This is a genomic window from Sphingomonas sp. CFBP 13728 (assembly GCF_014841895.1).
In the GTDB taxonomy this organism is placed as follows: Bacteria; Pseudomonadota; Alphaproteobacteria; order Sphingomonadales; family Sphingomonadaceae; genus Sphingomonas.
This window is the reverse complement of the sequence record NZ_JACYUS010000007.1, coordinates 21,715-44,923: the sequence shown is the minus strand read 5'-3', so window position 1 is coordinate 44,923 and position 23,209 is coordinate 21,715. Positions and strand designations below refer to the sequence as shown.

The window sequence follows — 23,209 nt, the reverse complement described above, 5'->3', positions numbered from 1 at the left end:
GCGTTGCCGCGTATCAGGAATGCCCCCTCTTCCTCCTGTCGACAGGTGCCCCATGGAACGCCGCAATCTCCTGAAGCTCGCGCTTGGCGCGCCGCTCGTTCCCTTGGCAGCTCGGGCTGCGGCGACCGAGCCGGTACGTGGCGGCGAAAGCTTCAGCTTCGCGTTCGTGGGCGATTGTCACATCCGGCCGGAACTGGGCGCAGATCGCGCCTGCGCGCAGTGCTTCGAACAGATCTCCGCATCGCCCGTCGATTTCGTGATCCTAGGCGGCGACCATGTCGAGGACGCGCTCGAGACGGGGCGGGAGCGTGCGACGCTGCTGATGGATCTCTATCAGCGCACCGAACGCGCACATCTGCGCAAGCCGATCCATCACGTCATCGGCAACCACGATTGCCTGGGCGTCTTCCCCAAGAGCGGCATCGATCCGTCGTCGCCCGATTACGGCAAGCAATTCTACATCGATCGGTTCGGGCCGCGCTATTACGCCTTCGACCACAAGGGCGTGCATTTCGTCGTGCTGGACTCGATCGGCCTGACCGCCGACCGCAATTACGAAGGCCGCGTCGATCCCGCGCAACTGGCATGGTTGCGCGCCGATCTCGCCGCGCAACCCAAGGGCACGCGGATGGTCGTGGTGACGCACATCCCGCTCGTCACCGCGATGCGCTGCTACGAGCCCGAATCCTGGCTCGACACCCCGCACAACTGGACGTTCGTCGTCAACTGCCGGGAAGTGCTGCGCATCCTTCGCGACTATGATGTGCTGGCCGTGCTCCAGGCGCACAGCCACGTCTATGAGCGGATCGAGCTCAATGGGATATCCTTCATCACGACCGGTGCCGTCGCCGGCGCGGACTGGCGCGGATCGTTCCTCGGCACGCCGGAGGGCTATACCGACATCACGATCTCCGGTCGCAAGGTGGAAAGCCGGTACAGGACCTACGGCTTCACCAGCGTCGATCGACAGGACGTGCCGATCTGAGCCCAGCGGATGAGAGGCCATACGGGCATTCCAAATTTCACTTCGCCGCTCGGAACCCGCGTGGAATCTCTGCGAGCCGCACGATTACCGCGATTTTCGCAATTGCTCGATGAAGCGACTGAGGCTGACGGACAGGCGCACGGGTTTTGTCAGGTCGTTTGCCCGCCCACGTCGTCCGCCAATTAAGACGAATGGACGTCCCGTTTCGGTAAGCGTCCGGTAGCTGCTGAGAGTCCGTTTGTGGGCCGTCGTTACTTCATCACAGGCGAAGCCAGTTGGTCGCGGACCCATGACGCGCCGTCGCGGATGGCTTGCTGAGCGAGAGGGGCAATCGACATCGCTTCGAGAAAGCTGTGAGTTGCCCCCCGATAAACGTTGCTTGCCATAGCACAACCGGCGGCCCGTAGCCGCGCTTCAAGCGCAAAGCTTTGTTCGGCAAGGACGTCGAGCTCGGGGACGATGAGCAACACCGGCGGTAGACCAGCCACGTCGCTTGCCGAAAGCGGGCAGGCATAGGCATCGCCGCGTTGATCGCCCGATACGAGATACTGGTCGAAAAAATAGCGCATGTCGGCCTGGGTCAGGAGCGCGTCGGGACCGCCATACGCCGCCTCCGCCGCATCGGACACATCGCCCGAAAACGCGCCATAGTTCGAGAGTATGCCACGTATTGCGGAGTTTCTGCCGCCATCTCGGAGTCTCAAGCACGTCGCCAAGGCAAGGTTCGCGCCTGCCGAGTCCCCGCCGATCGCCACGCGCGTCGCGTCGATGCCGAGCTCGGTGCCGTGCTCGCCCAGCCAGTCGACCAGCGCGACGATCTGGTCGAGTGCGACCGGATACTTCGCCTCAGGCGACAACGGATAGTCGATGGCGACCACGACGAAGCGACCGGCATCGGCGTATTCGCGCATCAGCCGGTCGTGCGTATCGAGGCTGAAGAAGACGAAACCGCCGCCGTGGACGTAGAGTAGCGCAGGCGCATCTTCCGTAGCAACGCCGTCGGGACGGTAGATCCGCACGCGAAGCGCGCCCGCAGCAGTGCCGATCTCGACGTTGCGCGTCTCGCTCATGGCCGGTCCGCCAGCCGCCCAGCGTGCACGCACCAGCTCGGCGATCCGACGTGCCTCTACCGTCGAAACCGTGTCGAGCGGTGGATGCCGGCTCCAGTCCTCGCGCAGGATGTCGGTGAAGATGCGGATATCGGGGTCGAGCCGGTCGTCCATGGAGCCTGTCTTACAGATGCGCGTCGAACCAGGCCAGGACGCGGCGCTGAATGTCGGCCTGATGCTCGGGTTCGTGGAACCAGTGCGGTTCGCGCGGATAGCGGACCATCTCGGCGGGCTTCCTCAGCAGCTTCAGGCCGCGGTAGAATTCGAGGCCGAGTGTGACGGGCACGCGCGTGTCCTGTTCGCCGTGCAGGACTAGTACGGGCGTATGGACCTTGTCGAGCAACCGTATCGACGACACGCGGTCGAGATCGGCAAGATGCGCAGACGGCTCGCCGAAATAGCCGGTGGTGAAGTCGGGCGTGTCGGTGATCCGCGCCATCGCGGTCATGTCGGTGGGACCGGCGCCGACCACCGCCGCCTTGAAACGGTCGCCGTGCGTAACCGCCCAGGCCGACAGGAACCCGCCATAGCTCCAGCCGCCGATACCGAGCCGCGCGGGATCGGCGATCTTCTGTGCGACGAGCATGTCGACGCCGTCGAGCACGTCCTGATAATCCATCCCGCCCCAGTCGTTGCCGACCGCACGCGCGAACGCCGTACCCTGGCCGTCCGAGCCGCGCGGGTTGGGCAGCAGCACCGCATAGCCGTGCGTGGCGAGCATCTGCGCCCACTCGTGCCAGCTGCCGAGCCAGCCCGACCACCATGCCCATTCGGGGCCGCCATGCCCCTGGACGACGGTCTTGATCGGCGTGCCGGGGACGTAACCCGGCGGCGTGACGAGGACGCCGTGGATCGCCTGTCCGTCGCGGCTGTTGGTCCAGGATATCTGGCGGACCTGGCCGAGCTTCCAGGTTGCGACCTGCGGGTTGATCGTCGTGATCGGGCGGAGGCGCGCGCCGTCGAGCGTCCAGACGTCTGCGGGTCGGTCGGGGCTCGACAGCGAGATTGCGAGATGGCGTCCGTCGCGGCTTGCAGTGACGTCCGAGGCTTCGCCGTCCAACTGGGCCAGCGGCGTGACGCGCCCAGTCGCGCGCGCGACTCGGACCAGCTTCGATCGGGTCTGTTCGAACGACAGCGCGACGATCGAACGGCTGTCCGCCGACCATCGGACTTGCGTCAACAAGCCGGGGTGATCGTCCGCGAGCGCCGACAGCGTGTCGGTGGTGAGGTCGTACACGCGCGCGCCGATGCCGATGAAACCCGGCGTGCGGATTTCGGAACCGAGGATCGCGGTGCCGTCGGGAGACCAGAGCGGACCTTCGGCGGCGTGTTCGATAAGGGTCTTGCCGACCGCGCCGCTGATCGGATCGAACAGCGCGATCCGGGAATGGTAGAAATAGTCGTTGATCGCGGTCGTGTCGGTCACGCGCACCGCCATGCGCTTGCCGTCCGGCGACCACGCCATGTTGCTGACGCTGACGTTCGCCGGAGAAACACGCCGTGCCGCGTGGGCAGCCAGATCGAGGATCCAGAGCCGCGTCACGTGGCGCGTCTTGTCCATCTCGACCCAGTCGCGCTTGGCCGCGCGCTCGGCCTTCTCGGCAGGAGTATCGGGATCGGCGCTGAGGAAGGCGATCCTGGTCCCGTCGGGCGACCAGGCGAAGTCCGCAATGTCACCGGGCAGCGCGGTGAGCGGGGTCGCTTCGCCGCCATCGCGCGCGATCACCCAGAGCTGGCGGGATGGTTCGCCGGATGCCACCGGTGCGGTCGGCGGGGTCGCATCGACCGGCGCGCCGGGACCGGCCGAGATATCCGGTTTGAACTCGAACCCGGTGTCCGCGCCACCAGTCAGCGGATTCTTGCGGTTCGAGAGGAACGCGATCGATCGTCCGTCGGGCGACCAGCGCGGCGTATCGTCCGCGCCGGCACTGGTGACGAACCGCCGTGCGGGCGCGCTGCCGTCGGTGGGCACCGACCAGATCGTCCGCTGATCGGGGCCGAAGGTCGCCATCTGCGGCTGGACGGTGAACAGGATGGTCCTGCCGTCGGGTGACATCTCGACATCGCGCATGTCGTGGAGCCGCATGATGTCGGCGGGCGCGATCGGCCCGCCCTTGTCGGCGGCAACAGGTGTCGCGGTCTGGGGTAGTGGCGCCGCGCCGGCCAGCACCAGTGCCAGCGCCGGAAGCGTCCAGGTCTTGCGATACCGCACCCTCAGAACCCGATGTCGACGCGGAGGCCGTAGGTGCGCGGCCGGGTGATCGAGTAGGCCGGCGCGACCTGATCGGTGAACGGCGCATTGAGGACGCCGCGCTTGTCGAGCACGTTGTTGACGAACCCGAGCAGCCGGACGCGCTCCATCACCGTGACGGAGGCGCGCGCATCGAACTGATTGAAATTCCCCCGCGTGTTGGTGTTGCCGAACGCGACGGGCGCGGACGAGATGTAGCGATGCGCGATCTCGAACGTCGGTGCCAGTTTGATGTCGGGCAGGTCGAGCACGAGGTTGTTCGCGACCGCCCATTTCGACGACCCCGGCAACGTCGTGCCCGAGGCATAGCCGCCGCCGACCGCAAAGCTGTCCGGCAACAGGCTGGTGAGTTGCGCATCCTGATAGGTGACGTTCGAGCTGAATGTCAGCGCCTTGGTCAGCTTGACGGTGCCCGAGAACTCGACGCCGCCGATGTTCGCGCTGCCGGCGTTGGTGACGTAGGAATAATAGGCTGGCCCCGGCCCGAACAGCCGAGCCTGGATGTTCTTCCAGTCGATCGTGAACACCGTGGCGTCGAGCAGGATACGGTTGTCGAACAGGCCGAACTTCACGCCGGCTTCGTAATTGTCGACCGTGTCGCTGTCATAGGCGGACGGGATTGCCGCGAGCAGCCCTGCGTTGGGGTTGATCCCACCGACGCGGAAGCCTTTCGAATAGGTCGCGTAGGCGAGGAAGCCGGGGACCGGGCGGAACGAGATCGTCGCCTTTGGCGTGAAGCCGTCCTCCTTGCGGTCGACGCTGCCGCTCGAGCCGACCGGCGTATAGCCGCCGGGATAGCCGCCGAGCGCGCCCGCCTGGTTGGTGACGGTCGCCTTGGCGCGCGTGTCGTAATAGCGGCCGCCGACCGAGATCTCGAACTGCTCGACCGGCCGCCACGACAGCTCGCCGAAGATGCCGAGATCGGTGTTGAGCGTATCGGAGGCATAGCCGTAGAGGCGGTCGTTGGGCGTCAACTGCGTCCCGCTGAAGCCGCCGAACAGCGCCGGGTTGGCATTGATGAAGGCGCCGGCACCCTGCTGGAAGATCTGGTCGTAGCTGAACTTCTTCGCACGCAGATAGCTTGCACCGATCAGCCAGCGGACCGGGCCATTGCCTGCGGATGCGAGGCGGGCCTCGACCTGCTTGATGTTGGCGGTCGCGTCGCCGAGCGAATAGGCTGCCGCGTCGCCCGCCGTGACGCCGGTGACATAGGCATAGGGGTAGGACAGCACGGTCTTGTTCGTCTTCTTGTCGACCGAGCCGAACACGGTGAAGTTCGCGAACCCGAGATCCTGGTCGAGGCGCAGGGAGTTGAGGAAGAAGCTCGTCTTCTGCGGCTCCTCGCGCGCCGATACCCGCGTCAGCGAATCCAGCGAGGTGAGGTAGGTCTGGTCGGACAGCTTGCTCTGCTGATAGGTCGCCAGATACGTGATCTTGGTCCCCTCGGCCGGCGTGAAGACGATCGATCCGCGCGCGCCTCGGGTGCGGAAATCGTTGCTGCCCTGGTTGTTGGTGCCGGTGTTGTCGAGATAGCCCGCATCATAGCGTTGCAGCGCCATCACGCGCACGGCCAGCTTGTCCTTGATGATCGGCAGGTTGAACATGACCTTGCCGGCGTAATTCAGGTCGCCGTTCGCGTTCTTGGTCGAACCGATCAGGCCCTGTGCGGCGGCGTCGATCTTGCCCGGATCGGCGGTCTTGACGACGTAGTTGACGAGGCCGCCGAGCGTCGACGAACCGAACAGCGTCCCCTGCGGCCCGCGCAACACCTCGACGCGGTCGAGATCGAAGGTGTCGACGTCGGGGATGCCGATCGGGAAGCCCGGCTCGACCAGCGGAATCTCGTTGAGATAATAGCCGACCGTGGTCTGACCCTGCTCGTGGTAAGTGGTCGCGGCGATCCCGCGGATCACGACTTCCGAGATGCCCGGCTGGTAGTCGTTGAAGACGACGCCCGGCAGCCGCGCGATGTAGTCGGACAGGCTGTTGGCGTTGGCCTTGGCAAGCTGGTCGCCGGTCACCGCGCTGATCGGCATCGCGACGTTGCGCAGCGATTCGTTGCGCTTGGTCGCGGTCACGACGATGTCGTCTGAGCTGTTCGTGACCGGCTCGGACGCGACCGGGTTGTCCGGCGACGCGTTGCCGGGCGCGGTGACGCTGGCGACCTGTGCGGATGCAGGTGTCGCGGTCAGCCCGAGCGCTGCTGCGCTAACCAACGCCGTCGTAGTGAGAAACCGGTATGTCATTAGCTCGCCCCCAATGCTCGGCGACCGGCACCTCTGGTACCGCCCGCATCAAATTGCCCGAACCGTCCTGCGGCCATCTGCGGTCTTTTCGACCGTCGCGGCTCTGATCTTGAGGGCATAGGGTCAGCCCAAACTGGAACCTTACAAACATCCAGTCCTATGATGCCGACGGGACCAAGGTGTCTCCCTTGCCAACGCTGGACCCGGCGACGGGAATGCCGCCTGCCGCCGCCAGCGACGTCAGCGCCCGGACCGCTTCGGCTTCGTTCAGGCTGGCGAAGCCGAGCCGCAGTCCGCGTGGCGCCTCTTCGGTGGTCGCGAACGACGCCGACGTTGCAAGGCTCAGCCCGTACGCAGGCGCTCCAGCCTCGATCCGGTCGAGCAACGCAGGATCGGCGAACCGCAGCCAGAAGGCGAGGCCGCCGTCGGGAACACGGTAGTCGATCGCGCCACCGAACGTCGCCGCGAGCGCCTGGTCGAACGCGGTGCGCCGCTTCGCATAGACCTGCGTCACGCGGCGGGCATGCCGGCGGAGTTCGCCTTCGACGATTAGGTCGGCCGCCGCGTCCTCGGTCAGCGTGTTGCCCATGCCGTCGGTCAGCGACACGCCGTGCGCGACCGCTTCGATGAACGCGCTGGGCGCGGCGATATAGCCGACCCGCAACGCCGGCAGCAGCAGCTTCGACAGCGAACCGACATAGATCACGCGGCCGGGCGCATAGCTCGCCATCGGCAGCAGCGGCTGCGACTCGAAATGGAACTCGTGGTCGTAATCGTCCTCGATCACCGCGAAGCCGAATTGCCGCGCGAGTTCGAGCACGCGCAGCCGGCGTTCGGGGCGTAGCGCGACGGTGGTCGGGAACTGGTGATGCGGGGTGAGGAAGATCGCGCGGACGCGGTGCTTGCGGCAGGCGCGCTCGATCGCCTCGACATCCGCGCCGTTCTCGTCGAGCCCGACCGAGGCGACGTTGGCGCCGAGATCGGTGAAGGCGGCGACCGCTGGTTCGTAGGTCAGCGCCTCGACGAGCACGGTATCGCCCGGTTGCAACAGCGTTCGCGCGGCGAGGTAGATGCCGTTCTGGCTACCGCGCGTGATGCAGATATCGTTGGCGGTCACCGCCAGCCCGCGCTCTCCCCGCAGCATCGTCGCGACCGCCTCGCGTAGCCGGGGCGAACCGCGCGGGTCACGATATTGCAGCCGGTTGTCGCGGCTCGCGCGCTGCACGGCGGTCCGATACGCACGCGAGAGGATGTCGGCGGGAAACAGGCGACCATCCGGCGCACCCTCGTCAAGCTTGACGCCCTTGCCCGGCGAGAGCGCGAGTGACCGCTCCGGCGGCGCGCGGAAGCGGTATTCGGGTGCGGTGGTGGCGCTTGGCATCAAGGGTCGCGGCGGCGGCTTGCGCATTTCGGTCGACAGCGCCGCAACCACGGTGCCGCGCGTGCCTTCCGACAGCAGCCAGCCTTGGGATATGAGGTCCTCATAGGCGAGAACGACGGTCTTGCGGTTGACGCCGAGGATCGTCGCGAGTTCGCGGCTGCTCGGCAGGAAGGCGCCGGGGGGCAGGCGGCCGCGTTCGATCTCGTGGATGATCGCGTGGACGATCTGGAGATAGAGCGGCGTCCGCAATGCCGGATCGATCCGGCCCAGCGTGATCTTCCAGGGTCTCAACATTGGCCCGCTCTCCCGATCTTGGAGCGGTCAGCATAGGGGGCCAAGCCTCGACGGCAAGCCACGTTCTATTCCCGCTTCCGTGCGAACCTTTGCATCCAGGAGACGAGGGCTTTGTCGGGATGACGTTCGACGATCGCCGCGAACGTGTCGGGTGCCTCGTCCTGGCCAAGCTTGAAGCGACCGGACAGGCTGGTGACCTCGGTGCGAAAGGCGATGATCGCCGCAGCCATGCCGTCGTAGCGCGATCCGAGTTCGCGCGGCGTCCAGCGCTCCCCCTCCATCGCAAACGTCAGCGCGCCCAGCGCGTGATCCGTCTCGTCGGGCAGGAAGACGACCTGCGCTTCGATGACGAGCTGCGCGTAGTTCCAGGTCGGTCCCCAGTCGCGGCGGTCGGCATGCGCGGGCGAGACATAGCCGTGCGGTCCGTTGACGAGGATCGTCGCGGACGACGCCGCGACAAGCTGCGCATGCAGCGGATTGCGCCGCCCCATGTGGCCGAGGAGGTGCGTGAGCCGTCCCTCCGCATCATATTCGCCGAGCAGCGGGAGAAGGCTGGGCGGGGCGTGTCCCGGTGCCGTCACCCATGCGAGCGGATAGCCCGCTATCAGGTCGCGCACGTCGCTGGTGTCGAACGTCTCGAAAATCCCGGTCATGCGGGCGCCGACGCGGTGGCAGGGCGGTGGTTCGTCATGATCTCCCCTTGTGCCGCCACTGTCGCGCGGCGCATCCTCGCCGCAAGCGCCAACACGTAAAATCCGGGAGGGCCAGTGTTGGCTCCGTCAGGTTCGGAAAATTGGCGGGTTCGGGCTGGGCCGGCATCTGACACGATCGCGCGATGGGTGGGAGCACGACGATGATCGACCGGCGGATGGTGTTGGCAGGCGGATTGGCATGGGCGTCCGTGGGGCGGGCGCTCGCGATCGAGCGCGTGCTGGACGTCGCCTATGTCAATGCGAATGCCTGGACCGGCGACCAGCGGCATCCGCATACCGACGCGATCGGCCTCGTCGGCGACCGGATCGTCGCGATCGGGGCGGGGGCGGTAAAGGCGGCGATCGGTCGCAGGACTAGGATCGTCGACCTCGAGGGGGCCTTCGTAACGCCCGGGTTCATCGATAACCACACGCATTTCATGATCGGCTCGGCCGCGTTGATGCAGCCGGATCTGCTGTCCGCCACCACGATCCCCGACTTCGCCGCGCGGCTCGGCGCGGCGGCGAGAGCGCGGCCGGGCAAGTGGATCCTCGGTGGCAGCTGGGACGAGCAACGCCTGGGCGGCCAGTTGCCGACGCGCGCGTGGATCGATGCGGCGACCGGGGACACGCCGGTCGCGATCCCGCGCACCGACCTGCACATGTATTTGCTCAATAGCGCGGCGCTGAAGATCGCGGGGATCACGCGCGATACGCCCGACGTCGCGGGCGGGGTCATCGTCCGCGACGCGAAGGGCGAGCCGACCGGCATCCTCAAGGACAATGCCAAGACGCTCGCCGAGCGGGTGTTCCCGGTGCCGACGCCGACCGAATGGCAGGCGATCATGCGCGGCGGCATCACCCACGCGCTCAGCCGCGGCTTCACCCAGGTCCACACCCCCGAACCGTTCGACTGGACCACGTACGAAACCGCACGCCAGCTTCGCGCCAAGGGCGAGACCGACCTGCGCTTCTACTGCTTCGTGCCGATCCGCGACTGGGAAAAGATGGCCGCGATCGTCAAGGCCGAGGGGCGCGGCGACGACTGGGTCCGCTGGGGGGCGGTCAAGGCGCTGGCGGATGGCTCGCTCGGCTCGCGCACCGCGGTATTCCGCGATAGCTATACTGATGCGCACGACCAGCACGGCGTCCGCGTCACCAGCCTGGCCGACCTCAAGGCGTATATCGGCGGCGCGGACGAGGCCGGGTTGCACGTGACTACGCACGCGATCGGCGACCTCGCCAACGACGACGTCCTCGACCTGTATGCCGAGATCGTCCGCGAGAACGGCGTGCGCGATCGCCGCTTCCGGATCGAGCACGCGCAGCATCTGTCTCAGGCGGCGATCGCGCGCTTTGCCAGACAACAGGTGATCGCGTCGGTTCAGCCGTTCCATGCGATCGACGACGGACGTTGGGCGGTCGAGCGTATCGGCCAAGCGCGGCTGCGTGGTACCTACGCGTTCCGCTCGCTGATGGACAGCGGGGCGACCGTCACGTTCGGATCGGACTGGCCGGTCGGGCCGCTCGACGCGGTCGAGGGTATCTACGCGGCCGTGACGCGCGAGACGATCGACGGCAAGAACCCGGCAGGCTGGCTTCCCGACCAGAAGACGACGGTCGCCCAGGCGCTGACCGCGTACACCGTCAACAACGCCTATGCAGGGTTTCAGGACGGCAAGCTCGGTCGCATCGCGCCGGGCTATCTGGCCGATCTGACAATGCTCGATACGAACCTTCTGGCAACGCCCGCGGAACGAATGAACACGTCGAAGGTCACACGCACAGTAGTCGGCGGAAAGGAACGCTTTCAGGCATAGCAACGATTACGATCGATCTTGGTCTAACTCGTGGCTGTTCTGTAACATTCTATAAGAACGATAGCTCAGCCGAGACGCTGCAACGGCCACATCCATTCTCCGCTGGCTGCTGCATTGGTTCAGGGCGACGTGCCGCCGGTTCCGGGTCAGTGCTTTGCGCCGGTGCGGCCGTTACCAGACCAGCCAATCGAACTCGGCGGCACGTCGCATCGGATCGGCGCGGGGATCGGTATAGGCGGCTCCCTGCCGACGCGATCACCTCTGACGAGGCACTGCGTAAGGCCGATGGCGCACTGTACCGGGCAAAGCGCGAGCGCCGCTCGGCGATGCGGTTCTGCGAGGAGGGCATGGATGCGCAGGTTCGCGAGCGCGGCGATGGAAGACGCGTTGCGCAGGGCGGTGGGCTTGGGTGCGATCGAACCGGCGTTCCTGCCGACTGTCCGGCTATCGACGCACGAAGTCGTTGGCTTCGAGATGATCCCGCAATGGATCGCAGACGACGGTGCCAGCATCCCGCTCCAGCGGTTCATACCGATCGCCGAAGGAGTGCCGCACGAGGCCTGCATCGTTGCGCGCACCTGGCCGGCCGGCGTGCGACTGGCCGCCGATATCTATCCGAGTCAGTTGCGCGACGAACTGCTGCTTCGGCACCGGCTACCTACTTGCCCGCCTTGATATTGCGTTTCGTTCGCGATAGTGGGCGGCCCACGCCGGAGAGGCATCGCCAGACCGCAATGCCCGAACGATCGGGGCCGCGGCGTGGCAACGGTTAGCTATCTTCGGGGATGACGACGTGACGATCAGAGCGATGACGGGTGTCTGCAGTGCAGTCGCCATGCTGGCACCGTGCGCCGTGCACGCGCAACAGCGTCCGGTCGTCGACACGACCGGGTCCGAGATTCTAGTGCTCGGCGACCGCGCGGATGGATACGGGGTCGACAAGATCACCACGGCAACGCGCACCGGCACCGCGCTGATCGACATTCCGCAATCGATCCAAGTCGTCACGCGCGACGTGATCGACGACCAGCAACTGGTCGATCTCACCAGCGTATTGCGCAACGTCAGCGGCGTGCAGGCCGGGACCAACGCCGGCAATCGCTCCGAAAGCTTTACCATTCGCGGGTTCCGCTCCTCCTATTACGCGATCGACAGCGTCGTGCTGAGTCCTGCGATCGAGACCAACGACAGCTACCGCGACCTTGCCAATGTCGAGCGGATCGAGGTGCTCAAGGGGCCGGCGTCGGTGCTGTACGGGCGCGGCGATCCGGGTGGCCTGATCAACATCGTCACCAAGCAGCCACGCTTTACCCCTGGGATGCAGGCGAGCATGCAGGTCGGGCTGAACCAGTTCGTCCGCGGCGAGGCGGACATCACCGGGCCGATCGATGCGGCGCATACTCTGGCCTACCGTATCATCGGCGCGGCGCAGACCGGCGACACGTTTCGCGATGTCTTCGTGCCGTATCGCCGCCAGTTCCTGTCGGGCTCGCTGCTGTGGACCCCAGGGTCGCGAACCCGCGCGATCGCCAGCCTGACGTATACGCATCAGGAGAACCAGACCGATCGCGGCATCGTCGCGACGCCCGACGGCAATGGTGGCTATGTCGTCGATCTAGCGCGCGACCGGTATCTCGGTGAGCGGTTCGCGGTCACCGCGTCCAGCCGCTACGAATTCAACTACCGGATCGAACACGACCTGACCGACTGGCTCACGGTCCGACAGATCGGCCATTACGACAACGGTGCGCTCGACCTGCTGGGGATCAATTACGGCACGACCGTCGCGGTCAATGCGCGCACCGGTGCCCGTACGGTGACGCGCGCGGCGGTCGAACAGCATGAGAAGAACTACAATTACGATTTCCAGGCGGACTTGATCGCCAAGTTCGCGACCGGCGGCATCGGCCATACGGTCGTGTTCGGCGGCGAGCGCGTCGATGGCTATCGCTTCCGCACGTTCTTCCGCGGCACGCTGGCGGCGATCAACATCGACACGCCGGTCTACGGTGCGACGCCCGGTGCGTTCGTCAAGGCTGCCGATCGCCAGGTCGACGCGACCTCCTGGTCGTCGTATCTGCAGGACCAGGTCGACCTCGGCGAGCATCTCGATCTGCTGGCCGGCATCCGGTTCGACAAGGCGAAGCAGTCGGATGCCGGCGCCTCGGTGATCCGCACGAACGATACCGCCTGGTCGCCACGCGTCGGGTTGGTGTGGAAGCCGATCGGCGATCTGGCGGTGTTCGCCGACTACACGCGGTCTTTCCAGGCGCAGGCGGCACCGACCTTTACCGGGATACCGATCGAGCCCGAGCGCGGCGTGCAATATGAGGCGGGCATCAAGGCGGAATTGTTCGGTGGCAAGCTGGCGACCACTGCGGCGGTGTACCAGCTGACCCGCAGCCATGTCGCGCAGACCGATGCGGTGAATATCGGCTTCAACATCGACGCGGGCGTGCAACGCTCGCGTGGGGTCGAGTTCGATGCGACCGGCGCGATCGTCCCCGGCGTCAAGCTGATCGCAAGCGGTGCGTATATCGATGCGGAAGTGCGCCGATCAACCGATTACGCGACCAGCAACCGCCTGATCAGCGTGCCGACATGGAGCGGCAGCCTCTGGCTGACGATCGAGTCGGAGAGCGGCGCTTTCAAGGGCGTCGGGCTAGGCGGCGGCGTGTTCGCGGCGAGCAATCGCAAGGGCGACCTCGAGAACAGCTTTTCGCTCGGCGGCTACACGCGGGTCGATGCGAGCCTGTGGTACCGGGTCTCGGACAAGCTCCGGCTGACGGTCAGCGGCCGCAACTTGTTCGACACCTATTATGTCGAATCGGCGGTCTCGCGCGCGCAGATCACGCCGGGCGAAGGGCGCGGCCTCCTCGTTGGCATCGGCACGAAATTATGATCGCACGCCTGACCGCGATGCTGACGCTGGCAGTCCTGCTGGCTGCGACGCCTGCCGCACAGGAGATGGGTGTGATCGTCCGAGGACCCGGCCATTGCCTGCGCACATGATTTGTCGAAGATCCGAGCGACATCAGTCACCAGCCCACGCGTTGCAACGAGACGATTACCTCGTAGCCGCCGCCTCTGCCGCCCGCGCTTCAGCGCCTGTAGCACCCCGGCCGTGGCGAGCCAGCCGACAGCATAATCGTTGACCACGCCGATCGGCGGATGCCCGGGCTTCTCGTCGGTACGTTCGAAAATACACCGCCTGTCAGGGGAACCTGGTTCTACTCAGCGTTTCGGATCTATTCCCAGCAGGCGTGCATATTCTTCCTCCGGCTGGCCGTAGGTATCACCGGCAAGCGCCATCAGCTTGGTGCGATCATTGACCAGAACCCTTGCACGGATCGCGCGGATCGCTCGATCTTCCTCAAGGCGATGCAGCGCGTCGGTGACGCTGCTGCGGCGGACGCCGAGCATCAGCCGGAACTCCTCGTGCGTCATGCAGATCTCGTCCGCCTGCACACGGTCGTGATACAACAGGATCCACCGCGCCATCCGACGCTCGATCGAATGCGCCAGCGACGATACGACGGTCCGCCCCATCTGCAGCATGAAGACATGCGCGAACCGCAGCAGCGTCATGCGCAACGTCGGGCTCTGGTCGACCGCGGCCATCAACGCCTTGGCGGGAATGCGCAGTGCTTCGCCACGCTCGGCCCGCATGGTGACGTCGTAGGGGGAGCGATCGTCGCCCATCACCAGCGGCCAGCCGATGAAACCCTCGGCGCCGACCAGCCCGACGGCGTAGCGGCGGTCGTCATCGAGCGCGTCCAGCACGCCGGCGATGCCCTGTTCCAGAAAGCAGACGCTGTCGATCGAATCCCCGGCTCGGGTGATGAAGTCGCCGACCGCGAACGAGACCGGCTCCAGATGAGGCGCCAGCAGGCCGAAATCCTCCGGGGAAAGGCTCGCCAGCAGCCGATTGCCGACCCTGCCGTCGAGGGCGCCGGCTACCATGCCGACATCGCGATCGCGCGGGGCGACGGCCGCTCCGCCTGTAAAAGATACGATCGTCGACATCCACGTTTCCCCTCTAACCGCCGGACTTTGCACGGTTCCGTACAGCAACGTTGCTCATCCTGCTTTGTTCATGCTCGGACAAACAGGAGGACTATATGGTTTCCATCTCGAAGCGCCCCGTCGCCCGCAGCCTTTTCGCAGCAGCGCTGCTCACGGCGTCGGCCGGCGTTCTCGCCCAATCGGCCCGTTCGCCGAGCGCCCCGCCGCCCGCTGCCCCGCCGGCAAGCGCGACGCAGCCTCCCAAGGCGGCACCCGACATGCAGAAGGTGCTCGACGCGCTTGCCGGTCTCGGCGGCAAGCCGATCGAGACGCTGACCCCGGCGCAGGCGCGGATGCAACCTTCGGCGGCCGACGGTGCCAAGGCGGCGATGGCCCAGCAGGGCATGTCGACCGCACCCGACGCTTCGGTCACGACGCAGGACGTGCCGTATGGCGCCGACGCGCAGCAGTTCGCGCGCATCTACAAGCCAGCGGCAGCGCCCGCGAATGGCAAGCCGATGCCGGTCGTCGTCTATTATCACGGTGGCGGCTGGGTGATCGCGGACGTGAACACGTACGATTCGGCGCCGCGTGCGATGGCCAAGGCGCTCAACGCGATCGTCGTGTCGGTCGAGTATCGCCACGCGCCGGAGTTCAAGTTCCCGGCGCAGCATGACGACGCCGCAGCGGCCTATCGCTGGACGTTGCAGAACGCGGCGAGCTGGGGCGGCGACCCTGCGAAGATCGCGGTGGCGGGTGAAAGCGCGGGCGGCAACCTCGCGGTCGCGACCGCGATCTACGCACGCGACAATCGCCTGACGCTGCCGCGGTACATCGTCTCGGTCTATCCGATCGCCAACAGCAGCATGACGATCCCGTCACGCAAGGACTCGGCGAATGCGAAGCCGTTGAATGCGGCGATGCTGAAGTGGTTCGGCTACTACTACCAGACCAGCGCCGCCGATGCGCAGGACCCGCGCTTGAACTTGGTCGCCGCCAATCTGCGCGGCCTGCCGCCGACGACGATCATCAACGCGCAGATCGATCCGCTGCGCTCGGACGGCGAGACGTTGGCCGCTGCGATGCGGACCGCGGGCGTCAAGGTCGAGCAGAAGACGTATCCGGGCGTTACGCACGAGTTCTTCGGCATGGCCAAGGTCGTGCACGGTGCCAAGGACGCCAACGATCTGGCGGTCGCACGCCTGAAGGCAGCGTTTGCCGGTTCGCCCCGCCGCTGATCGGCCCGACGGGGCGGCCGATCCGCCGCCCCGTCGTATATTTGTCACCGGCGTTTTGGTCGCCGGCGCTCCATTGCAAGGACGTCCAATGCTGAAAAACCCGATCCGCTACAGCCCCGACGTCGAGACGATCGGTCCCGACGAGCAGAAAACGATCGACGGTCTGAACGAGACGTTCCGCTACATCGTCGAAAAGACGCATGAGGACCTCGGTCATGCGCAGCGCGGCGTCCACGCCAAGAGCCACGCCTTGCTCGAAGGCGAGATGGTGGTGCACGACGACCTCGCCGACGAGCAGGCGCAGGGCATCTTCGAGCGCGGCCGCCGCTATCCGGTCGTGGTCCGCATGTCGGCGATCCCCGGCGATCCGATCCGCGACAGCGTGTCGCTGCCGCGTGGCTTCTCGATCAAGGTGATCGGCGTCGACGGCGAGCGGCTGCCGGGCGCCGAGGAAGAAGTGACGCAGGATTTCCTGATGGCCTCCGGGGTCGCCTTCTCGAACCCGACGCCGGTCGGATTTCTGCGCAACACCAAGCTGCTCGCCGCGACGACCAATCGTGCGGAATGGGCCAAGGCGGCGCTGTCGAAGGTGTTGCGCCCGATCGAGCAGGCGTTGGAAGCGGTCGGCGGCGAGAGCGCGCTGCTGAAGGGCTTCGGTGGCTATCCGGACACCAACCCGATCGGCGACCGCTATGGCACGCAGGCGCCGCTCCGCTTCGGCGACTATATCGCCAAGTTCGACATCGTGCCGGAATCGCCCAATTTCCGCGCGCTGACCGACCAGAAGCTCGACGAGAGCAAAAGCCCTGACTCGATCCGCGAAGAGCTCATGGAGATCTTCGCGAACGAGGGTGGCGCATGGACTCTCCGCGCGCAACTCTGCCGTGACCTCGAGGAAAACCCGATCGAGGACGCAGCGACGCCGTGGCCCGAGCAGGGCAATCCGTACATCCCGGTCGCGACCATCACGGTGAAGCCGCAGAAGAGCTGGTCGGAAGAGCGCGTCACCGTGCTCAACGAACAGACCGCATTCCGGCCCTGGCACGGCGTCGAGGCGCATCGGCCGCTCGGCTCGGTCATGCGCGCCCGCCGCGCGGTCTATCCGGTGATCCAGGATCTGCGCAGCGAACTGAACGGCTGCCCGATGCATGAGCCGCGTTCGCTTCCCGCGCTCGACTGATCGGAAGGCTTAACGCACGACGCAGCAGCGCTATCGCCCACAACCTGAATTCGGCCTTGGCGGCGCTGCGATCGGCAACGAGCGCGAGTTCGCAGCCGACGAACAGGCGGAGGCGACCGCTCGCTGCCGCCTGGTATGCGGGCGGGTGCTGTTTCGATGTGTTCCCCTTGGTAGAGCGTGGGGCTTGCCGAGCGGCGCTTGGGCCGTTGCTCGCGCGCAAACCCGGACGCCGCGGTGCGCGCCTGAAGATAGCGCAGGGGGGGGCAGCCATCGCGTGATCGTGACAGTTTCTTAACTGGCTGAGCGCCTGGATCATCAGCTACTGTCGTTCGCACCGGATGACGTTCTGTAAGTTAAGGACGCTGGTGCAGCCGCTGCTACTAACAGGGGGCGGTTCGGCAGGGGGGCTATGTGATACGATTCACGCGAACATTATCGCGATTGGCGCCACTCGTGGCTCTGCTGGCCTGTCTAGGCGGATGCACCGCGTTGTCGCACGGGTTCCTCAATCCGCAGGGGCCGGTCGCCGGGCACGAGCGCGACCTGTTCGTCACCGTGTCGATCGTGCTGCTATTCGTTGCGGGGCCGGTGCTGCTGCTGACGCCGCTGTTCGCGTGGCATTACCGGCTCTCCAACCGCAGCGACGCATACCGCCCGAAGTGGAATTTCTCGTGGTGGGTCGAGGGCCTCATCTGGATTCCGCCTGCCGGGATCGTCATCGGCCTTGCCGTGCTGCTGTGGCACTGGACGCAGATCGACGATCCGTATCGACGGTTGCCGGGCGCGGCGCCGGTCGAGGTGCAGGCGATCGCGCTCGATTGGAAATGGGTGTTCGTCTATCCCGATCTCGGCGTTGCGTCGGTCGATCGGCTCACCATTCCCGCCGGACGCCCGGTGCACATCCGACTGACCAGCGGCACGGTAATGCAGTCGATGCTGATCCCGCAACTCGCCGGGCAGATCTACGCGATGGGCGGGATGACGACCGAATTGAACATTCAGGCGCACCGGCCGGGACGGTTCCGCGGCGAGAACACGCAGTATAACGGCGCCGGCTTCCAGCAGCAGAAGTTCGATGTCGTTGCGGTGTTGCCAGCCGACTATGACCGCTGGGCGGCGGCTGCACGAAGCGGCAAACGCACGCTCGATGCCCAGACGTGGCGGCGGCTGTCCGCGCGGTCGATCATCACGCACCCCGTCGAGTTCGCGCATGTCACGCCGAACCTGTTCGAGCACGTCGTCGCCGCGACCGGCGGCATGACCCATTCTCCCCAGAAGGCCGCTCGATGACCGTTTCCGTTCCCCTCTGGCCGGCGGTGCTCGGCCGGTTCGGTTGGCAGGACCTGCCGTTCGTGCGCGCTTGGGAGAACCCGACGATCAGCGAGATCATCGGCGCGTTCGCGGGCGCGCTGGTGGTGGTCGGCGCGGTCGTCGTCGCCGCGCTGCTGACGCGCTATGGCAAGTGGCGCTATCTGTGGACCGAGTGGCTGACCAGCCTCGACCACAAGAAGATCGGCATCATGTACATCGTCGTCGCGTTCGTGATGCTGTCGCGCGCGCTGGTCGAGGCGGTGCTGATGCGGATGCAGCAGGCGGTCGCGATCGAGAACCCCGGCTTCCTGTCGCCCGATCATTTCGGCCAGCTGTTCTCGACGCACGGCTCGATCATGATCTTCTTTATGGCGATGCCGCTCCTGACGGGGATGATCAACTACGTCCTGCCGCTCCAGATCGGCGCGCGCGACATGGCGTTTCCCTGGGCCAATTCGATCGCGTTGTGGCTGACGATCGGTGCTGCCGGCCTGATGATGGCAAGCCTTGTGGTCGGCGAGTTCTCGACCGGCGGATGGAGCGGCTACCCACCCTATACCGAGCGCGCGTTCAGCCCCGGCGTCGGTGTGGACTATTGGATCTGGGCTGTGACCCTGGGCTCGATCGGCTCGACGATGGCGGGGATCAACATCGCCTGCACCGTCTACAAGCTGCGCGCGCCCGGCATGCGGTTCATGCGGATGCAGATGTTTTCGTGGACCAGCCTGTGCACGTCGATCCTGATGATCTTCGCGATGCCGCCGTTGACCGTCGCGACGCTGCTGCTCGCGCTCGACCGCTATCTGGGGTTCCATTTCTTCACCAACGACCTCGGTGGCAACATGATGAACTATGCCAACATGTTCTGGCTGTTCGGTCATCCCGAGGTCTACATCCTGATCCTGCCCGCGTTCGGGGTGTATTCGGAGGTTGTGTCGACCTTCTCGACCAAGGATCTGTACGGCTACACCTCGCTGGTGATCGCGACGATGGCGATCGCGGTGCTGAGCTTCACCGTGTGGGTCCATCATTTCTTCACGATGGGGCAGTCGGCCAACGTCAACGCGGCGTTCGGGATCGCGACGATGACGATCGGCGTGCCGACCGGCGTCAAGATCTACGACTGGATCTGGACGATGTTTCGCGGCGAGGTGCGCTTCACCGTGCCGATGCTCTATGCGCTCGCGTTCATGATGACGTTCGTGCTGGGCGGCTTCACCGGCATCATCCTGGCGATGCCGCCGCTCGATTACCTCGTCCACAACACGCTGTTCCTGGTCGCGCATTTCCACAACATGCTGATCCCGGGGCTGCTCTACGGGATGCTGGCAGGCTATCATTACTGGTTCCCCAAGGCGTTCGGGTTCCGCCTCGACGAGCGCTGGGGGCGGATCGCGTTCACCTGCTGGGTGGTCGGCTTCTACCTCGCCTTCTTCCCGCTCTACGTGCTCGGCGCGAGCGGGATGGCGCGGCGGACGCAGGCGATCTTCGAACCGTCGTTCCGGCCCTGGCTGTACGTCGCCGGCGTCGGCGCGTTCGTCCTGCTGGCGGCACTGACATCGCTCGGCATCCAGCTGTGGGTGAGCATCCGCGACCGTGCCAAGACGCAGGTCGAGGCAGGCGACCCGTGGGACGGACGCGGGCTCGAATGGTCGGTCAGCGCCCCGCCGCCCGAATACAATTTTGCGGTCCTGCCGCTGATCGACGGGCGCAACCCGTTTTACGATCACAAGCATGACGAGGGCCAACCGGACCCGTACGCCTCACCAGCGTCTTACGAAGACATCGTCGTGCCGAAGGGCAGCGCGACCAGCGTTGTGATCGGTCTCACCGCCGCGGTCGCCGCGTTCGGCCTGATCTGGGAGATCTGGGGGCTGACCATCGTCGCGCTGCAGGTGATCGTCGCGGCGGTCGTGCTGCGCAGCTTCGGTCGCGACCAGCATCGCACCATCCCCGCTGCGGAGGTCGCGCGCGAGCACGAGGCCTGGCTCGCGCGCGTCCGGGCGACGCCCGCGATTCCGCGCCAGCTGGAGACCGACGCGGTCAATCGTGGCCTTGCGGAGATCGTGGCGTGAGCGAACCCGAACTGGCGCATGCCGGCCTCAACCTAGGCGACACCGGCGCGCTGACGCAGGACCAGGCGGAGAACGCGATCTTCGGCTTCTGGATATTCCTGATGAGCGACGCGGTGATCTTTGCGCTGCTGTTCGCCACCTACGGCACGATGATCGCCAGCACCGTCGGCGGCCCGACGCCCGCCTCCGAGTTCAAGCTGCTGCCCGCTTTCGTCGAGACGCTGTTGTTGCTGACGAGCAGCGCGACGTTCGGCCGCGCGACGATCGCCATGAAATACGACGAACCACGCCGCGTGCTGTTCGGCTGGCTGGCGGCGACGCTCGGCCTGGGGCTCGTCTTCCTCGCACTGGAAGCGGACGACTTCGCGACGATGTTCGCGCACGGCGCCTATCCGATGCGCAGCGGCTTCCTGTCGTCGTTCTTCGCGCTGGTCGGGCTGCACGGCCTGCACGTCGCGGTCGCGTGCTTCTGGCTGGTCGTGATGGTCGCCCAGGTCTGCGCGTACGGCCTCGATGCGCGAGTGAGGATCAACCTGTTGCGGCTGGGGCTGTTCTGGCACCTGCTCGACATCGTCTGGATCGCGATCTTTTCGGTCGTCTATCTGCAAGGGAACATCGGATGAGCGACCGCACTCGCGAACTGCGCACCTATGCAGCCGGCTACGGCCTGTCGCTCGTGCTGACCGTGGCCGCCTTCGCGGTGGTCCGTTGGCCGTCGTTCGGCGCACGCGCGATCTTCGGCACCGTGCTGGCGCTGGGGCTCGTCCAGATGGCGGTGCAGTTCCGCTGTTTCCTCCACATCAGCCTCAAGCGGTCATCGCGGCACGACCTGCAACTGATCCTCTTCTCCGCGCTGATCATCACGCTGATGGTGTCGGGAACGCTGGTGATCCTGTTCAACCTGCGCGGGCGTATGATGGGGTAAGGGCAGGACCGAGCCTACTGCGTCGGCAAAGGCGTCAGCAAGATCGATCCATCGACATTTGCGACCATGCGAACCGGCAGGATCTGCTGAACGGCAGCGATGAACTGCGCCGAGTCCGATGTTCCGAACCGGCCGCCGATCCGCAACGCGGCGAGGCGATTGTCGCCCAGCACGATGGGGGCGTGGCGGTAGCGGTTGAATTCGGCGACCGCCTGTTCGAGCGTATCGCCGTCGAGTTCGATCACGCCCTCCTGCCATGCGGTACGCTGCCGGACGACCGCGTCTCCGAGATGGTTCGTCTCCGCGACGCCGCCGCGGATGGCCGCGCCGTAGCCCGCAGCCACCGTGCGCAGCATCTTCGCGCCGTCGCTGACGCCGACGGCACCGCGGGAGACGGTCAACTCGACCAGTTCGGCGCGGATCCGTACGTTGAACGCGGTGCCTAGCACGCGGAGCAGGCTGCCGCCGACCTGCACGTAGAAGGGGCGTTCCGCGTCATGCGCGACATCGAACATCGCCTCGCCCTGCAACAGGCGGACGACGCGGCGGCTTGCTTCGAAGGCGACCGCGATGACCGAGCCGGTGTTCAGGTCGATCCGGCTGCCGTCGGTGAGCGATACCGATCGGCGCGTACCGATATCGGCGGTGTAGCGTTCGTCGCGCGATCCGAGTGCGAGCGTCGTCGCGATACCGCCCACCGCACTCGCGGCGAGCAGGCCGGCGAGCAACGTACGTCGATGCGTCGGCCTGGCGATCCAGTGGCCGGTCGGGTGCGAATTTTCGCGCGCGGTGTCGCCTTGTGGGGCGGCCGCGCGCAGCCGACCTGCCGTCTCCCACGCGCTCTCCGCCCGGGCGAGGGCGATCGCGTGGAGAGGGCTCTGGCCCGCCCAGTCCATCGCGATCCGTTCGCGCGCGGGATCCGGGGTCGAGGAGAGGCTAGCGACCAGTCGCGCCGCCTCCACGTCGATCTCGGACCTCTTCGATTGCGCGGTCGTATCGTTCAACGGCAACTTCCTCGCGGTCCCTGATCGCCTGCATAATGCGGGTGATCGCCTTGGTCAGGTGCTTTTCGACTGTAGAAACGGACAGACCCAATTCTTCCGCTATCTCTGTCATCGAACGATCGTGCACGCGCCGCAAAAGGAACACGCGGCGGCATTGCGGGGGCAGCGTGTCGACGATCACCTTCAGCCGGCGGAGTTCATCGCGCGCATGAAGCCCGGCCTCGACGCTGTTGTCGACATAAAGAAGGTCGAGATCGGCGACGACGTCGAACGAGACGATCTTGTCGCGCCGCGCGATGTCGATGATCAGATTGCGCGCGATCTGGAACAGGAAGGCGCGGCCGCGATCGATCCGCGTAAAATCGACGCAGGCATAGGCGCGCGCCATCGTCTCGGCGGCAAGATCCTCGACGTCGTCGCGGTTGCGGACGATCCGGCGCAACCGTGCGAGCAGCGCCGGTTCGTGCGGCAGCACGACGGTCTTGAACCAGGTATATCGATCGATATCGGCAGCCACGACGCACTCCCGGGCGTTCGAGTTGCCTCTCCTAAAAGCGTCTTCGATTCGTAACAAACCACGCCGCCGCGATCCTGTCCAGTGCGTGGAAGCGCGTGAAAGGCGGCGAGACAGCCTGAAAATTTCGTGAACGACGGGTGGCGGGTTTTTATCGGCAACTCGTTCGAAGGGGCAGG

The 23,209-nt window shown here is 65.9% G+C and carries 18 protein-coding genes; 10 read left to right on the top strand and 8 right to left on the bottom strand.

What is annotated here, in order from left to right; all coding sequences use genetic code 11:
* Nucleotides 1-52: 52 nt before the first annotated feature.
* The gene (locus tag IFT67_RS18555; protein WP_192239581.1) at nt 53-985 is read left to right on the top strand and encodes a metallophosphoesterase family protein; all 933 of its coding nucleotides are present in this window, start codon (nt 53-55) and stop codon (nt 983-985) included.
* A gap of 251 nt (nt 986-1,236) precedes the next feature.
* Here the strand turns inward: IFT67_RS18555 and IFT67_RS18550 are convergent, their stop codons facing one another.
* The 5 genes from IFT67_RS18550 to IFT67_RS18530 form a co-directional block, all read right to left on the bottom strand.
* Nucleotides 1,237-2,208 carry an alpha/beta hydrolase fold domain-containing protein gene (locus tag IFT67_RS18550; RefSeq protein ID WP_192239580.1) on the bottom strand — a complete coding sequence of 324 codons (972 nt, stop codon included), beginning with the start codon at nt 2,206-2,208 and terminating at the stop codon, nt 1,237-1,239.
* Between the two features lie 10 nt (nt 2,209-2,218).
* Nucleotides 2,219-4,306, bottom strand: coding sequence for an alpha/beta fold hydrolase (locus tag IFT67_RS20955; protein ID WP_192239579.1), 2,088 nt, complete (start codon nt 4,304-4,306; stop codon nt 2,219-2,221).
* Between the two features lie 2 nt (nt 4,307-4,308).
* Complete coding sequence (locus IFT67_RS18540) at nt 4,309-6,591, bottom strand: TonB-dependent receptor (RefSeq protein WP_192239578.1); 2,283 nt, start codon at nt 6,589-6,591, stop codon at nt 4,309-4,311.
* Nucleotides 6,592-6,748: 157 nt separating this feature from the next.
* A complete protein-coding gene (gene pdxR / locus IFT67_RS18535) occupies nt 6,749-8,266 on the bottom strand; it encodes a MocR-like pyridoxine biosynthesis transcription factor PdxR (protein WP_192239577.1) in 1,518 nt (505 codons plus the stop codon).
* 65 nt (nt 8,267-8,331) lie between these two features.
* Nucleotides 8,332-8,919, bottom strand: a complete 588-nt coding sequence (locus tag IFT67_RS18530; protein ID WP_192239576.1) for an FMN-binding negative transcriptional regulator — start codon at nt 8,917-8,919, stop codon at nt 8,332-8,334.
* A 200-nt stretch (nt 8,920-9,119) separates the two neighbouring features.
* Here IFT67_RS18530 and IFT67_RS18525 point away from each other — a divergent pair, with 200 nt between their 5' ends.
* The 3 genes from IFT67_RS18525 (at nt 9,120) to IFT67_RS18515 (ending at nt 13,680) form a co-directional block, all read left to right on the top strand.
* Nucleotides 9,120-10,778 carry an amidohydrolase gene (locus tag IFT67_RS18525; protein WP_192239575.1) on the top strand — a complete coding sequence of 553 codons (1,659 nt, stop codon included), beginning with the start codon at nt 9,120-9,122 and terminating at the stop codon, nt 10,776-10,778.
* 351 nt (nt 10,779-11,129) lie between these two features.
* Nucleotides 11,130-11,453 (top strand): EAL domain-containing protein, encoded by a 324-nt coding sequence (locus tag IFT67_RS18520; protein ID WP_192239574.1) that lies wholly within the window; start codon nt 11,130-11,132, stop codon nt 11,451-11,453.
* 118 nt (nt 11,454-11,571) lie between these two features.
* Nucleotides 11,572-13,680, top strand: a complete 2,109-nt coding sequence (locus tag IFT67_RS18515) for a TonB-dependent siderophore receptor (RefSeq protein WP_192239573.1) — start codon at nt 11,572-11,574, stop codon at nt 13,678-13,680.
* Between the two features lie 332 nt (nt 13,681-14,012).
* Here the strand turns inward: IFT67_RS18515 and IFT67_RS18510 are convergent, their stop codons facing one another.
* Nucleotides 14,013-14,741, bottom strand: a complete 729-nt coding sequence (locus IFT67_RS18510) for a Crp/Fnr family transcriptional regulator (RefSeq protein ID WP_192239572.1) — start codon at nt 14,739-14,741, stop codon at nt 14,013-14,015.
* Nucleotides 14,742-14,899: 158 nt separating this feature from the next.
* Here IFT67_RS18510 and IFT67_RS18505 point away from each other — a divergent pair, with 158 nt between their 5' ends.
* From IFT67_RS18505 to IFT67_RS18480, 6 genes are all read left to right on the top strand, one after another.
* Nucleotides 14,900-16,021 carry an alpha/beta hydrolase gene (locus tag IFT67_RS18505; protein WP_192239571.1) on the top strand — a complete coding sequence of 374 codons (1,122 nt, stop codon included), beginning with the start codon at nt 14,900-14,902 and terminating at the stop codon, nt 16,019-16,021.
* A gap of 88 nt (nt 16,022-16,109) precedes the next feature.
* Nucleotides 16,110-17,201 (top strand): catalase family protein, encoded by a 1,092-nt coding sequence (locus IFT67_RS18500; RefSeq protein WP_244647529.1) that lies wholly within the window; start codon nt 16,110-16,112, stop codon nt 17,199-17,201.
* Nucleotides 17,202-17,654: 453 nt separating this feature from the next.
* Nucleotides 17,655-18,491: a cytochrome ubiquinol oxidase subunit II family protein gene (locus IFT67_RS18495; protein WP_192239570.1), complete on the top strand. Its 837-nt coding sequence runs from the start codon at nt 17,655-17,657 to the stop codon at nt 18,489-18,491.
* Complete coding sequence (locus IFT67_RS18490) at nt 18,488-20,587, top strand: cbb3-type cytochrome c oxidase subunit I (protein ID WP_192239569.1); 2,100 nt, start codon at nt 18,488-18,490, stop codon at nt 20,585-20,587. The genes IFT67_RS18495 and IFT67_RS18490 overlap by 4 nt, the downstream gene beginning before the upstream one ends.
* Nucleotides 20,584-21,210, top strand: coding sequence for a cytochrome c oxidase subunit 3 (locus IFT67_RS18485; RefSeq protein WP_192239568.1), 627 nt, complete (start codon nt 20,584-20,586; stop codon nt 21,208-21,210). The genes IFT67_RS18490 and IFT67_RS18485 overlap by 4 nt, the downstream gene beginning before the upstream one ends.
* Nucleotides 21,207-21,512, top strand: coding sequence for a cytochrome o ubiquinol oxidase subunit IV (locus IFT67_RS18480; RefSeq protein WP_192239567.1), 306 nt, complete (start codon nt 21,207-21,209; stop codon nt 21,510-21,512). Before IFT67_RS18485 ends, IFT67_RS18480 begins: the two co-directional genes overlap by 4 nt.
* A gap of 14 nt (nt 21,513-21,526) precedes the next feature.
* Here IFT67_RS18480 and IFT67_RS18475 read toward each other — a convergent pair whose 3' ends face one another.
* A complete protein-coding gene (locus IFT67_RS18475; protein WP_192239566.1) occupies nt 21,527-22,516 on the bottom strand; it encodes a FecR family protein in 990 nt (329 codons plus the stop codon).
* Entirely contained in the window at nt 22,449-23,033 is a 585-nt protein-coding gene (locus IFT67_RS18470; RefSeq protein ID WP_192239565.1) for a sigma-70 family RNA polymerase sigma factor, read from the bottom strand. The genes IFT67_RS18475 and IFT67_RS18470 overlap by 68 nt, the downstream gene beginning before the upstream one ends.
* Between the last annotated feature and the right edge of the window lie 176 nt (nt 23,034-23,209).